The organism is Paraburkholderia sp. HP33-1 (assembly GCF_021390595.1).
GTDB lineage: Bacteria > Pseudomonadota > Gammaproteobacteria > Burkholderiales > Burkholderiaceae > Paraburkholderia.
Genome location: NZ_JAJEJR010000001.1, coordinates 606,482 through 619,400, shown reverse-complemented (window position 1 = coordinate 619,400; position 12,919 = coordinate 606,482). Strand labels below are relative to the sequence as shown.

Annotated in this window: 17 protein-coding genes and 1 riboswitch; of the genes, 9 read left to right on the top strand and 8 right to left on the bottom strand. The window is 64.3% G+C overall.

Annotated features, from left to right (window positions below; genetic code table 11):
* Positions 1-42: 42 nt before the first annotated feature.
* Positions 43-1,233 carry an acyl-CoA dehydrogenase gene (locus L0U81_RS02860; protein ID WP_233800080.1) on the top strand — a complete coding sequence of 397 codons (1,191 nt, stop codon included), beginning with the start codon at positions 43-45 and terminating at the stop codon, positions 1,231-1,233.
* A 74-nt stretch (positions 1,234-1,307) separates the two neighbouring features.
* Here L0U81_RS02860 and L0U81_RS02855 read toward each other — a convergent pair whose 3' ends face one another.
* Positions 1,308-1,946, bottom strand: a complete 639-nt coding sequence (locus tag L0U81_RS02855; protein ID WP_233800079.1) for a peroxiredoxin — start codon at positions 1,944-1,946, stop codon at positions 1,308-1,310.
* A 334-nt stretch (positions 1,947-2,280) separates the two neighbouring features.
* Here L0U81_RS02855 and L0U81_RS02850 point away from each other — a divergent pair, with 334 nt between their 5' ends.
* From L0U81_RS02850 to L0U81_RS02840, 3 genes are all read left to right on the top strand, one after another.
* Positions 2,281-2,583 carry a DUF883 family protein gene (locus L0U81_RS02850; RefSeq protein WP_008919742.1) on the top strand — a complete coding sequence of 101 codons (303 nt, stop codon included), beginning with the start codon at positions 2,281-2,283 and terminating at the stop codon, positions 2,581-2,583.
* A gap of 133 nt (positions 2,584-2,716) precedes the next feature.
* Positions 2,717-3,106: a phage holin family protein gene (locus tag L0U81_RS02845; protein ID WP_233800078.1), complete on the top strand. Its 390-nt coding sequence runs from the start codon at positions 2,717-2,719 to the stop codon at positions 3,104-3,106.
* A gap of 57 nt (positions 3,107-3,163) precedes the next feature.
* On the top strand, positions 3,164-3,649 hold the full coding sequence (locus L0U81_RS02840; RefSeq protein ID WP_233800077.1) for a DUF3318 domain-containing protein: 486 nt from the start codon (positions 3,164-3,166) through the stop codon (positions 3,647-3,649).
* 47 nt (positions 3,650-3,696) lie between these two features.
* Here L0U81_RS02840 and L0U81_RS02835 read toward each other — a convergent pair whose 3' ends face one another.
* From L0U81_RS02835 to glyA, 7 genes are all read right to left on the bottom strand, one after another.
* On the bottom strand, positions 3,697-4,128 hold the full coding sequence (locus tag L0U81_RS02835; protein ID WP_233800076.1) for a type IV pilin protein: 432 nt from the start codon (positions 4,126-4,128) through the stop codon (positions 3,697-3,699).
* 22 nt (positions 4,129-4,150) lie between these two features.
* Complete coding sequence (locus tag L0U81_RS02830; RefSeq protein WP_442793381.1) at positions 4,151-4,621, bottom strand: pilus assembly PilX family protein; 471 nt, start codon at positions 4,619-4,621, stop codon at positions 4,151-4,153.
* A gap of 95 nt (positions 4,622-4,716) precedes the next feature.
* The gene (locus tag L0U81_RS02825; protein WP_233800075.1) at positions 4,717-5,523 is read right to left on the bottom strand and encodes a PilW family protein; all 807 of its coding nucleotides are present in this window, start codon (positions 5,521-5,523) and stop codon (positions 4,717-4,719) included.
* On the bottom strand, positions 5,520-5,966 hold the full coding sequence (locus L0U81_RS02820) for a type IV pilus modification PilV family protein (protein ID WP_233800074.1): 447 nt from the start codon (positions 5,964-5,966) through the stop codon (positions 5,520-5,522). The genes L0U81_RS02825 and L0U81_RS02820 overlap by 4 nt, the downstream gene beginning before the upstream one ends.
* Positions 5,963-6,529, bottom strand: coding sequence for a GspH/FimT family pseudopilin (locus L0U81_RS02815; RefSeq protein ID WP_233800073.1), 567 nt, complete (start codon positions 6,527-6,529; stop codon positions 5,963-5,965). Before L0U81_RS02815 ends, L0U81_RS02820 begins: the two co-directional genes overlap by 4 nt.
* 213 nt (positions 6,530-6,742) lie before the next feature.
* Positions 6,743-7,225 (bottom strand): transcriptional regulator NrdR, encoded by a 483-nt coding sequence (gene nrdR, locus L0U81_RS02810; protein WP_008919734.1) that lies wholly within the window; start codon positions 7,223-7,225, stop codon positions 6,743-6,745.
* A 6-nt stretch (positions 7,226-7,231) separates the two neighbouring features.
* Positions 7,232-8,479 (bottom strand): serine hydroxymethyltransferase, encoded by a 1,248-nt coding sequence (gene glyA / locus L0U81_RS02805; protein WP_233800072.1) that lies wholly within the window; start codon positions 8,477-8,479, stop codon positions 7,232-7,234.
* 178 nt (positions 8,480-8,657) lie between these two features.
* A riboswitch (ZMP/ZTP riboswitch) is annotated at positions 8,658-8,784 on the bottom strand.
* Positions 8,785-9,031: 247 nt separating this feature from the next.
* Here glyA and ydfG point away from each other — a divergent pair.
* From ydfG to tolA, 5 genes are all read left to right on the top strand, one after another.
* Entirely contained in the window at positions 9,032-9,778 is a 747-nt protein-coding gene (gene ydfG / locus L0U81_RS02800) for a bifunctional NADP-dependent 3-hydroxy acid dehydrogenase/3-hydroxypropionate dehydrogenase YdfG (protein ID WP_233800071.1), read from the top strand.
* 197 nt (positions 9,779-9,975) lie between these two features.
* A complete protein-coding gene (ybgC, locus tag L0U81_RS02795) occupies positions 9,976-10,440 on the top strand; it encodes a tol-pal system-associated acyl-CoA thioesterase (RefSeq protein WP_233800070.1) in 465 nt (154 codons plus the stop codon).
* Between the two features lie 187 nt (positions 10,441-10,627).
* On the top strand, positions 10,628-11,305 hold the full coding sequence (gene tolQ, locus L0U81_RS02790; RefSeq protein ID WP_012431821.1) for a protein TolQ: 678 nt from the start codon (positions 10,628-10,630) through the stop codon (positions 11,303-11,305).
* 10 nt (positions 11,306-11,315) lie between these two features.
* Positions 11,316-11,762 (top strand): protein TolR, encoded by a 447-nt coding sequence (gene tolR, locus L0U81_RS02785; RefSeq protein ID WP_233800069.1) that lies wholly within the window; start codon positions 11,316-11,318, stop codon positions 11,760-11,762.
* Complete coding sequence (gene tolA / locus L0U81_RS02780; protein WP_233800068.1) at positions 11,759-12,784, top strand: cell envelope integrity protein TolA; 1,026 nt, start codon at positions 11,759-11,761, stop codon at positions 12,782-12,784. Before tolR ends, tolA begins: the two co-directional genes overlap by 4 nt.
* Positions 12,785-12,919 lie beyond the last annotated feature (135 nt).

Genomic DNA, 12,919 nt, shown 5'->3' with positions numbered 1-12,919 from the left:
CAAGTCAAGCTTGTTCTGAGCGAGAGAATCAGGAGATACGTCATGGCCGTGGCCGCGCAGTTTCACTGGGAAGACCCGTTGCTGCTGGATCAGCAACTCACCGAAGACGAACGCATGGTGCGCGACGCCGCTGCGGCTTACGCGCAGGACAAGCTGCAACCTCGCGTGCTGGAGGCGTTCCGCCACGAAAAGACCGACATCGAGATCTTTCGCGAAATGGGCGAGCTCGGCCTGCTCGGCCCGACGATTCCCGAACAGTACGGAGGCCCCGGTCTGAACTATGTCGCGTACGGGCTCATCGCGCGCGAAGTGGAACGTGTCGACTCCGGCTATCGCTCGATGATGTCGGTGCAGTCGTCGCTGGTGATGGTGCCGATCCACGAATTCGGCTCGGACGCGCAGAAGGACAAATATCTGCCCAGGCTCGCGCGCGGCGAGTGGATCGGCTGCTTCGGTCTGACCGAGCCGAACCACGGTTCCGATCCGGGCGGCATGGTCACGCGCGCGAAGAAGGTCGACGGCGGCTACTCGCTGTCGGGTTCGAAGATGTGGATCACGAATTCGCCGATCGCTGACGTGTTCGTCGTGTGGGCGAAGCTCGAGGAAGACGGCGAGGACAACATCCGCGGCTTTATTCTCGAGAAGGGCTGGAAGGGTCTGTCGGCGCCGGTGATCCACGGCAAGGTGGGTTTGCGCGCGTCGATCACCGGCGAAATCGTGCTCGACGAAGTGTTCGTGCCGGAAGAGAACATCATGCCGGGCGTGAGCGGCCTGCGCGGCCCGTTCACGTGTCTGAACTCGGCGCGCTACGGCATCGCCTGGGGTGCGCTCGGCGCGGCTGAAGCGTGCTGGCACACCGCGCGTCAGTACGTGCTTGATCGCAAGCAGTTCGGCCGGCCGCTCGCCGCGAACCAGCTGATCCAGAAAAAGCTCGCCGACATGCAGACCGAAATCACGCTCGGCCTGCAAGGCGTGCTGCGGCTCGGCCGCATGAAAGACGAAGGCACCGCCGCCGTCGAAATCACCTCGATCATGAAGCGCAATTCGTGCGGCAAGGCACTCGACATCGCCCGCCTCGCGCGCGACATGCTTGGCGGCAACGGCATTTCGGACGAGTTCGGCGTGGCCCGCCATCTGGTGAACCTCGAGGTCGTCAACACCTACGAAGGCACCCACGACGTTCACGCGCTGATCCTCGGCCGTGCGCAGACGGGCATTCAGGCGTTCTTCTGATACCGATGTCGCAGTACCGATAATGGCAAAAAGCCGGTTCTTTCGAACCGGCTTTTCGTTTGGTGTCGCGCCGCTTAGCTGTTCGGCTGCGGCGTCAGGCGCAGGTACGGACGCAGCGCCTTGTAGCCCTTCGGGAATTTCTGCCTGATGACTTCTTCGTCCTTCAACGACGGCACGATCACGACGTCATCGCCCTGCTTCCAGTTGCCCGGCGTCGCGACCGAGTGACTGTCGGTCAGCTGCAGCGAGTCGATCACGCGCAGCACTTCGTCGAAGTTGCGGCCGGTGCTCGCCGGATAGGTGATGATCAGACGCACCTTCCGGTTCGGATCGATCACGAACAGCGAACGCACGGTGAACGTCTCGTTCGCGTTCGGATGAATCATGTCGTACAGCCCGGAGACCTTGCGGTCGCCGTCCGCGAGAATCGGAAAACCGACGTTGGCGGCTTGCGTCTCGTTGATGTCCTTGATCCACTCCTTGTGCGACTCCGCGCTGTCGACCGACAACGCGATCGTCTTCACGTTGCGCTTTTCGAACTCGCTCGCGAGCTTCGCGGTCAGGCCCAGCTCGGTCGTGCAGACCGGCGTGAAGTCGGCGGGATGCGAGAACAGCACGCCCCAGCTATCGCCGAGCCACTCGTGAAACCTGATGCGGCCAATACTCGACTCCTGTTCGAAATCCGGCGCAATGTCGCCAAGACGTAGACTCATAGTGCATCTCCTGTAGGTATTCGGATGGGTTCGCGGGTGCGTCCGCGGCGGATCGTTGCGATAAAGCATAAGGCAGCGATGGTACGTGGCGAACCAACATCGCGTCAGTACTTTATGCGTTTTTGTAATTTTCTCCCATTTGACGGAAACTTTGCGGGACAGATCAACTCAATCCCCTATCGGTCTGGAGCAGAGTGCCCTCAAAAGGGTTTCTTAACGCCGCGCGCTGCCGGAAACGGTTCATGCGGCGGCGGCAAGCAACCGGCACTACGCTCGCCAGCAACCGTTTCTTTGGTTACGATTCTCGCGTAGCGTGAGACAAAGGGAGCTGTCAATGTCGGAAGTCAACAAGGAGAGATTGATGTCGGATATCAAAACCGTCCTCGCGGACGCTGAAGACCTGCTGAAACAGGCCGCGAGCGCTACCGGCGAACGCGCGTCGGAACTGCGCGAGACCGCGCTGACGCGCCTGAAGCAGGCGAAGGAAAAGGCAGCCGACGTTCAGGTCGTGGTCGTGGAAAAAGGCAAGAAGGCCGCCCGCGCCACCGACGACTACGTTCACGAGCATCCGTGGGCGTCGATCGGCATCGCCGCCGGCGTCGGCGTGCTGGTCGGTCTGCTGATCAATCGCAAATAAATGCCGGTGAGGCCGCCGGAGCGGGCCCGTCCGGCGCATCGGCGAAATGGGCGGACCGGCGCGAGCCTCGCCGGTCCCCTTCCGCTGGCGCGCGTGCGCGCCGGTTAGGCCATCACGCGCAACGCCCACAGCCATGACGACCGAAACACACTCGCAGCGCGCAGAACACAGCCCGTTGCGCCGTATTCTCAGTTCCGTGTTTGCGATCCTGCAAACGCGGCTCGAACTGGTGGGCATCGAACTCGCCGAGGAAAAAGACCGCCTGCTTGGCGTGCTGTTTCTCGGCCTTGCCGCGATGATGCTCGCGTCGATGGCCTTGATCGCGTTGACCGCACTGGTCGCCATTGCCTTCTGGGACACCTACCGATGGCAGGCGCTCGCCGGCATCACTGCGGTCTACGCGATTGCCGGCCTCGTCTGCGCGCTGAAAGCGCGCAGCGGTTTGCGCAACGCGCCGATGGTATTCGAAGCGACCATCGCCGAGTTCGAAAAGGATCGCGACGCGTTTCGCAACCGCGACTGATGGGCAGATTTGACTGCGTCCGATCCATCGCCCCACCTTCACTGCCACCGACACGCCATGAGCCCCTCCCGCCCCGATACTGCCTTTCGTAACAAGCGCCCTTCGAAGGATCTGAGCGCGCCGCATCTGCGAGCGCTGCGCAAGGAATTGCTGCTCGTGCGCGCGGACGTCGAGCGCGTCGAACTCGCTCAGGCTACCTTCGAATTTCGCCAGGCCGTTACGCGTTTCAGCTGGCTCAAGTTCGTCATCCCCGGTTTCGGCGGCGTGCGCGTCGGCAAAGGGCCGAAGGCGAGTGTGCTCAACGCGGGCACCATCGGCGCATTGCTCAAGCAGTATCCGATCATCAGCTCGATCGCTTCGCTGTTGCTCGCCAAACCGCTGCGCGCGACAGTCGTCGCGGGCGCGAAGCCCGCGCTCAAGTGGGGCAGCATTGCGCTCGGAGTGTGGGAAGCGTTCCGGATCTGGCAGCAGATGAAGAATGACTCGGCGGCGGCGGCTTCCGCTTCGGCGCAATCTGCGGCCGCGCAAGCCGAGCCGATGTGAAGCGGCTATCGTGCTCGCCGCCGCCGGGAGTGGTTTTCGATGATCCGCTAACTCGTATTCCAGCATTCATTGCCTGTAGGCGCAGAGCCGCCCGCGTCGTTTCTGTTGCCCCGCTGACCTGCCGCATCGAGCATGAACGTGCCGCATGGGTCGTCGCGCATCGGGCCCGCTTCCGCGGGCGCCGCTTCGACCGAATAGCCGCCGTTCGTGTCGTCCGCGGGCAACACGCGCAGGTGATACACCGGCGTGCCGAACTGCGGCGCCTGATCGAGTCCCGCAGGCAAGGCCGGCACGCCATCGCTCGCTGCACCCTCGACGAATTGCGCAGCCCGATATAACGCCGACGCCGCATCGATGCGATGTGTGCGCGCGATGTGACCGCGGTACGAAGGGATCGCAAACGCAGCGAGCGTGGCGACGATCGCTAGCGCGATCACGAGTTCGAGCAGCGTAAATGCGCAAGTGTTTGGCCTTCTCATACGTCTCCAGTCGGTGCGTTCCTCAGAATGGTCGCGCGGCAACGCGCCGCCAATGACGTTCGATCGTGCCATCCTCGATCACCAGCTCCATCTGCAACCAGACCTGCGACTCGCCGCTCTGGCCGAAGCCACGCGCGGTCAGCAGATAGGCAGTGGCGTTCGGTCGATTCGCGAGACGCCAGGGCTCGATCAGGCATTGCGGCGCGCGCGATGATCCCGGCCACTGCGCGACAGGCGTGACGGCGCCTGCGTCGAATGCGGTTTCACGCTTCCATTGGGCCGGCTCGCCGGAAACGAGTGGCGCTGTGGGCGCGTCGCCACCTGGCGACAGCACGTTGCGCGCGCACAAGGTCAGCGCTGAATCCGCCGCATGGAAAGCCTGCAGATAGTCGCGCACATTGGTCGCCGCGCGAGCCGCCGCGAGCGACGTCTCGAACCAGATTGCGGACGTGGCGAGCATCATGGCCGAGACCAGCAGCACGATGGCTAGCACGACACCGCGTTGATGCCCACGTCGGGCATGGATTCGACAACTTCGCTTAACTAAGTATTCTGGCTGGCCGCGTAGCGTTGCCGTGTGACGCCCCATCACGCCGACACCTCCGTGCGATTGCGCAGCGCAACGCGTCGCGAAAACGCCTGCCGAGGCCGCAAGTCGGTGCCAAGCGTGCTCACGCCATCGCAGTCGACGTACTTCGTGCGCTGCCCTTGCGGCGCGCCGCGGACCAGTATGCAGACATCGACCGCAACGACGTTCGTCCATTGATCCACCGGCACTGCCGACGCATTCACTGCATCGGCCGCGCCGGCCAGCCAATAGCGCAGTCGCACGCGCTCGACGCCTTCCACCAGCGGCTGCGCAGACCCGGCATTGCCGCTGCCCACACAGTAAAGTTCCGGCTCGCCGGTCGAGCCGCTGACATTGGCGAAGTAGCGATTGACCACCGGCGCGCCCTGATCGCCCAGTGCCGCGTCGCCGCCTTTGACGGCCTGTCCGACGCAGTCGGTGATCTGGCCGCTCGACGATGGCCACGTCGATACGACGTCTGCGACGTAACGGATCGCGACGCCATCCGAGCCGGTGCTCAACGTGGAGCAAGCGAGGCTGTCGTCGGCGCCGGTCGGGCGACCGCCCGAGCAGCCGAACAACGCAGGCGCCTCGTTGTAGCCGATGACATCGGCGGGAACGAAGCCGGCCATCTGCAATTGCTGGCCGATCAGCATCAGCGCGGTCAACCCGGCTTCGCGAATCCGTGCCGCGTTGCTCGCCTGCACGAACGCGCTACGCTGCGTTGTGTAGAGGGACACGGCGCCCGCAGTCACGATCAGCCCAAGCGCCATCGCGATCACGAATTCGATCAGCGTATGGCCGCGTGCGCAATGCGGCCGTTTCATTTCGCGAACGCCAACGCGACGCACGATGATCCGGCGGGCGCATCGATCCCGCCGCAAGGCTCCGGTTTATCGATCACCTGGCCGGCAATCGGCCGGTCCTGCACGGACGCCCACGTCACGCGCGCCGTCGCGACCGCGCCGCTCTCGCCGATCGATACATCGGCTTGCGGCAGCAGGACGCTCGCCCGCGCGCTCCATTGATTGAGCCCGACATCTCCCGTGGAAGACGTGCTCGCCGCTTCGGCAATCGAGTCGGCTAGCCACACGGCATTCTCGCGCAGCGTCATTGCACGGGCTTCGCGTGCGGTCCACACCTGAGCCGCGATCAAACCCAAAGTGGTTGTCGCGATCAACGCTACCGCCAGCATCACCTCGATCAGCGAACTGCCGACGCAGGCCGATGCGCGCGCGCGCAAACCAGTATTGAGTACGGACCGCCTCATGACGTCGCTCCGCACGCGCCCTGTGCAAGCCGCGCGCGACCACCTGCCGCGATACTGATGCAGCGCCGCCACGGGTTCCCTTGCATCGATTTCGATGGACTTCGCGGCGCAATGTCGAAGCTTCGAAATGCGCCGATCAGTTGCCCAGCCGGCGGCGTGAACGTCATATCCGTCTGTACGCCGGTGATGCTGACCGCCGCGAGCGCCGGCTGCGCGCGCAGCAGCGACGGCTTGCCGCCGCGCTCGGCGAACACAGCCCAGCCGCAGGCCCAGTCGGCAATGCCGTCGGCGCAGGGTTGGCCCGACGCAAGACAGACGCGCGCCGCATTGACGCGACACACCGTGATGCGCGTACCACGCCGTAGCGCCTCGCTGCGGGCATAGGCGAGCGTCGATAGCAGCGCCTTCGAGCGCGCGTCGACCTGATCGCGCATATGCCATGCGGCAAACGACGGCATTGCCATCACGGCAATCAGCATCACGAGCGCTATGACCGCCAGCGTTTCGACGAGCGTGAAACCGGTGCGTGATGGCCGGTAAATCCCATTGCATTTCATCTGCATACCTGATCGTTTTGAACGAATGCAGCCAATCTAGCGATTTGCGGGCGTTCCGACCATCGTCCGAACGGCCAGGTGGCATTCAGACGCTAGCGCACGCAACAATGCACGTGACGATCCATCACGGAGGCGGGAGAAGCGATGCGTGAACAAAGGCGCGAAATGCGCGAGGCGATGAAAACGAACGACCGCAAGCCAGGTGCGGCACGCGCGCGCTCAGCGCTTGCGGGACGGCTTGGGCGGGGAAGAGGCGCGGCGGAATTCCTCGATCACGTCCTCGAATTCGGAGACGTCTTCGAAGCGCCGGTACACGGAAGCGAAACGGACATAGGCGATCGTATCGAGCGCGCGCAACTCGTTCATCACGAGTTCGCCGAGGCGCTCGCTACGCACCTCGCGCTCGCCGCTGCCAAGCAGCTGATACTCGATGCGGGCGACCGCCGCCTCGATCGCGTCCACCGCAACCGGGCGCTTGCGCAGCGCCAGTTGCATGCTCGCGACGATCTTGCGGCGATCGAACTCCGTGCGCGTGCCATCCTTCTTGACGACCGACGGCAACGCCAGCTCGACCCGCTCATACGTCGTGAAACGCTTGTCGCAGGCCGGGCAGCGGCGGCGCCGGCGAATCGTCGCGCCGTCTTCGGATACGCGCGAGTCGACGACCTGCGTATCGGCATGGCGGCAGAAGGGGCAATGCATGACAGCTTAGCCGTAGACCGGGAAGCGCTTGGTCAGCTCGGCGACCTGAGCCTTCACGCGCTCGATCGTCGCGGCGTCTTCCGGGTTATCCAGCACGTCGGCGATCAGGTTGCCGACCTGCTCGGCTTCCTTCACGCCGAAGCCGCGCGTGGTCATGGCCGGCGAACCGAGGCGGATGCCCGAGGTCACGAACGGCTTTTCCGGATCGTTCGGGATCGCGTTCTTATTGACCGTGATGTGCGCCGCGCCGAGTGCCGCTTCGGCAGCCTTGCCGGTAATCTTCTTCGCGCGCAGGTCGACCAGCATCACGTGGCTTTCGGTGCGGCCCGATACGATGCGCAGACCGCGCTTGACCAGCGTCTCAGCGAGCACGCGCGCGTTCTCGACGACCTGCTGCTGATACGCCTTGAATTCCGGCGACAGCGCTTCCTTGAACGCGACGGCCTTCGCGGCGATCACGTGCATCAGCGGACCGCCCTGGATGCCCGGGAAGATTGCCGAGTTGATCTGCTTCTCGAACTCGGCCTTCATCAGGATCACGCCGCCGCGCGGGCCGCGCAGGCTCTTGTGCGTGGTAGTGGTGACGAAATCGGCGTGCGGCACCGGGTTCGGATAGACGCCCGCAGCGACGAGACCGGCGTAGTGCGCCATGTCGACCATGAAGTAGGCGCCAACCGACTTCGCAATCTTCGACATGCGTTCGAAATCGATGCGCAGCGCGAACGCGGACGCGCCCGCCACGATCAGCTTCGGCTTGTGTTCGTGCGCGAGCTTTTCAGCAGCGTCGTAGTCGATGTCTTCGGCTTCGTTCAGGCCGTAGCTGACCACGTTGAACCACTTGCCCGACATATTGACGGGCGAGCCATGCGTGAGGTGACCGCCGTGCGCGAGGCTCATGCCCATGATCGTGTCGCCCGGCTTGAGCATCGCGAAGAACACACCCTGGTTCGCCTGCGAGCCCGAGTTCGGCTGCACGTTCGCGGCTTCGGCGCCGAACAGCTGCTTCACGCGATCGATCGCCAGTTGCTCCGCGACGTCGACGTATTCGCAGCCGCCGTAGTAGCGCTTGCCCGGATACCCTTCGGCGTACTTGTTCGTGAGTTGCGAGCCTTGGGCGGCCATCACGGCCGGGCTCGTGTAGTTTTCCGACGCGATCAGTTCGATGTGCTCTTCCTGACGGCGGTTTTCCTGCTCGATGACTTTCCAGAGTTCAGGATCGACGTTGGCGATGGTGCTTTGGGCTCTGTCAAACATACGGGTTCCGTTGAGTGTTTTCAGGTTGACCGGATCGTGCGCCGAATCCTGCGTAGAGGGTACACAGCGGGGTACGCAGCGCTGCGGGTGGTGAGGTCTGCCGTGACGTGGCGAGTGGAGAGTCGCCGCACGCGCGAGGCAGGCCAGCCACCGTCAGCGCAGATTCATGCGCGCGGTTCACGGCTGCCCAGGCGAACGGCAAAACGGCACCCTGCGCTTCACGGTGGGTTGTTCCACCTTGAACCCGATTGGTTGAATCGGCTGAGTCGGACGACTCGGTTCTATCGCCAGTCACGCAGGGTCGAGCGCGTTAGTGTATTGGAAGAGGCCCGAATAGGCAACCAGCTTGCGGGCGCTCCAGCGGCCGCTGGCGGGCCATCCAGCCATGCTGGCGCGGCCGCCACGCAACCGTCTGACGAAAGCGCGCCGCCCGCGTCGCGCACCCGCTGCGCGCCCCCGCGACCGGCGCCGATCTGCCTCGTGCATCCTTGCCGCAGCGCCGCATTGGAAGTAGGCTTGGGGCCTTTGCCTCTTACCGACCAGGGAACTGCAATGATCGTGTTTGTCACTGGAGCGTCGGCCGGCTTCGGCGCCGCCATCGCCCGCGCATTTGTCAAAGGCGGCCATCGCGTCGTCGCCACCGCCCGCCGCAAGGACCGCCTGCAGGCACTCGCCGACGAGCTCGGCGACGCACTGCTGCCGTACGAACTCGACGTGCGTGACCGCGCCGCCGTCGAAGCCGTGCCGGCCTCGCTGCCGGCCGGGTTCGCCGCGATCGACGTGCTCGTCAACAACGCCGGCCTCGCGCTCGGCACCGAGCCGGCGCACAAGGCGAGCCTCGACGAATGGAACACCATGATCGAGACGAATTGCACGGGCCTCGTGCAGGTCACGCATGCGCTGTTGCCCGGCATGGTCGAGCGCAATCGCGGGCATATCTTCAATCTGGGCTCGGTGGCGGGCCGCTGGCCGTACGCGGGCGGCAACGTGTACGGCGCGACCAAGGCGTTCGTGCGCCAGTTCAGCCTGAACCTGCGCGCCGACCTCGCCGGCACCGCGCTGCGCGTGACCGACATCGAGCCGGGTCTGTGCGGCGGCACCGAATTCTCGAACGTGCGCTATCGCGGCGATGACGACAAGGCCGCCAAGGTCTACGAAAACGTGCAGCCGCTGACCGCCGAAGACATCGCGGATTCGATCTACTGGATCGCCACGCGCCCGGCCCACGTCAACATCAACACGATCGAGCTGATGCCGGTCGCGCAGTCGTTCGGCGGTCTGGCCGTGCATCGCGGCTGAGTTTGAGGGCGGGCGGGGACGCCCGCCGGTGCGGCAATTTGCCCCGCCACTCCCATTCACGGCTTTGCCGCATGGCGGCCGACATCGTGCTCCTCGCAGTCCTGGCACGGCCGGAAAAGCCGGCCACGATCACCGCCGACGCCCGCCACACGGACCGCACACTTTGAAACAGACCCCTCGGTGTGCGTTCCGGTAGAATGCGCCGCATGAATATGTCGACCAGCCAGCCCGGCACGGAAATCGGCTACACGTGGCCCATCCGCGTGTACTACGAAGACACCGACGCCGGCGGCATCGTGTTTTACGCCAATTACCTGAAGTTTTTCGAACGCGCGCGCACCGAATGGCTGCGCGCGTGCGGTGTCGACCAGCATCGGCTCGCGGAAGAAAACGACGCGATTTTCATCGTGCGCAGTACCGCGGTCGACTACCGGGCTCCGGCCCGGCTCGACGACATCGTGAAAATTGTCAGCCGGATCGAGCGTCTTGGCCGAGCTTCGGTAGACTTCGTGCAGGAAGCGTGGCGCGAAGGCGTGTTGCTGGCTACCGGTTCGGTCCGGGTTGGCTGCGTGGACCGCGCGACGCTGCGGCCGGCCGCGATCCCGGCTTCGGTTCTCGCCGCGCTGCGGCGCGGGCCGGGCGTGAGCCAGCACGGGGACTGAACAGCGGCGACATGTCAACGGACGATGCCTGCGCCTCGTTGTTACGGGGCCAGCGAACTCATACCGGTCAGGTAACACAAAGCATGGTTCGGCTTCGATATCGCCGAAGCTTCCGTTTTGCTCACGGCAAGCTTGAAGCGGCCTTGCAGCCGGACGCCCCCTTCCCGGGACGTTAAAACGAATCTTTATGAACACTACACAAGATCTGTCGATCGTTTCACTCGTACTCAACGCGAGCCTGCTGGCCCAGGCCGTCATGGCTCTGCTGCTGTTGCTGTCGCTGCTCTCCTGGACTTTCATCTTCCGTAAGTGGTTTGCGATTCGCCGGGCGCGCGCGCAAACTGAACGCTTCGAGCGTGATTTCTGGTCGGGCGGAGACCTGCAGGCGCTGTATCAGAGCGCCGCGAACAACCGCCACACGATTGGCGCGCTCGAGCGGATTTTCGAGTCCGGCATGCGCGAATTCCTGAAAGGCAAAGAGAAGCGCCTGAACGATTCCGGCGCGATTCTCGACGGCGCCCGTCGCGCGATGCGCGCTGCGTTCCAGCGTGAAATGGATGTGCTCGAAGCGAACCTCGCGTTTCTCGCATCGGTCGGTTCGGTCAGCCCGTATATCGGTCTGTTCGGCACGGTGTGGGGGATCATGAATGCGTTCCGCGGCCTCGCCAACGTGCAGCAGGCCACGCTCGCGAACGTCGCGCCGGGCATCGCCGAGGCGCTGACCGCCACCGCGATCGGCCTGTTCGCCGCAATTCCGGCCGTGGTTGCCTATAACCGCTACGCGCACGACATCGACCGCCTGGCGATCCGCTTCGAAACCTTCATCGAAGAGTTCTCGAACATCCTGCAGCGCCAGGCACAGTAAGGAGGCCACGATGGCAGGCTCCCGCTCCTCAAGCATGCGCGGCTCGCGTCAGCGGCGCGCGATGGCCGACATCAACGTCGTGCCATACATCGACGTGATGCTCGTGCTGCTCGTGATCTTCATGGTCACGGCGCCGCTCGTCGCGCCGTCGATCGTCAATCTGCCGACCGTCGGCGGCGCCGCGCCCCAGCAACAGACGCCGCCCGTGATCGTCAACATCCGCGCCGACGGCAACATGAGCGTCAAGTACAAGGACGACTCCGGCACGCAGCAGCAGGAAGACATGACGAAGGCTGGCCTCAACGGTTTCATCGCGGATCGGGCACAATCGCACCCCGATCAGCCCGTCGTGATCGCCGCCGACAAAACCGTGAAATACGAAGCCGTGATGAACGTGATGTCCCAGCTGAAGGCTCAGGGCGTCAAGCGCGTTGGATTGCTCGTCAAATCGCAATGATCCGCAAGAACTCCGACTATCCGCTTCAGCCACCGCGTGAACGCGGCACCGGGCGAGCTTTTCTGTTCGCGCTGGTGATGCATGCGCTGCTCGGATTCTTCCTGTATCACGGCATCCACTGGCAGAACAGCACGCCCGAGGGCGAGGAAGCGGAACTGTGGACCGAGGTGCCGGATTCTGCGATCCCGCATCCCGTTGTCACGCCGCCGCCCGCGCCGGTCGCCCCTGCCCCGCCCGTGCGCGACGAGCAGGCCGACATCGCGCTGCAGGAAAAGAAGCGCCAGCAACAGGAAGCGGCTCGCGCGGCGCAACTGGCAGAACAGCAGCGCCAGCAGAAACTGAAAGAGCAGCAGGACGCGGAAGCGAAACGTCAGCAGCAGCTGGCGGAGCAACAGGCGGCCCAGCTCGCCGCGCAGAAAGCGGCGAAGCTCAAGCAGCAACAGGAACAGCAGCAGGCGGAGAAGCTCAAGCAACAGCAACTCGCCGAGCAGCAAAAGCAGCAGCAACTGAAAGAGCAGCAGGAGCAGCAGCAAAAGCAGGCTCAGGCGGAAGCGCAGAAGAAGGCTGACGCGGAGAAAGCGGCGAAGGCCAAGGCACAAGCCGATGCGGCCGCGCAGGCGAAGAAGCAGCTCGACGCCGAGCGTCGCGCGCGGCTTGCGCAGATGCAAGGCGTCGCGGGCGGTGTGGGCGGCAGCAGTACCAGCAGCAACGGCCTGGGCAAGAGCGGAACGGGTAGCGGTTCGGGCGGCACAGCGGCAACGTCGGCATTTAACGACAGAGTTCAACGGCGCGTTCGTCCGAACATCATCTGGTCGGGCCCGACTGAAGGCCTCGAGACGGTGATCGCGGTACGTTGCTCGCCTGGCGGCACGCTGCTGAGCGCATCCATTTCCCGCAGCAGCGGCAACTCCGCGTGGGATGCCGCCGCATTGCGGGCCGTGCAGCGTTCCGATCCAATGCCCCAAGACGTCAACGGCAAGACGCCGGAAAGCTTCACTATCACGCTGGTCCCGGCAGGTTGATGGCAGCCCTGACAACCGACTGGCGCCCCACGCCGCGCCCTGCCCCGCGCGGCGTTGCATGGGAACGAAATAGCCGCTTTCCGGTCTGTCTGCTGTCTTTGAGTATTAAGTAAAACCGTTTTGAGGAACCCATAC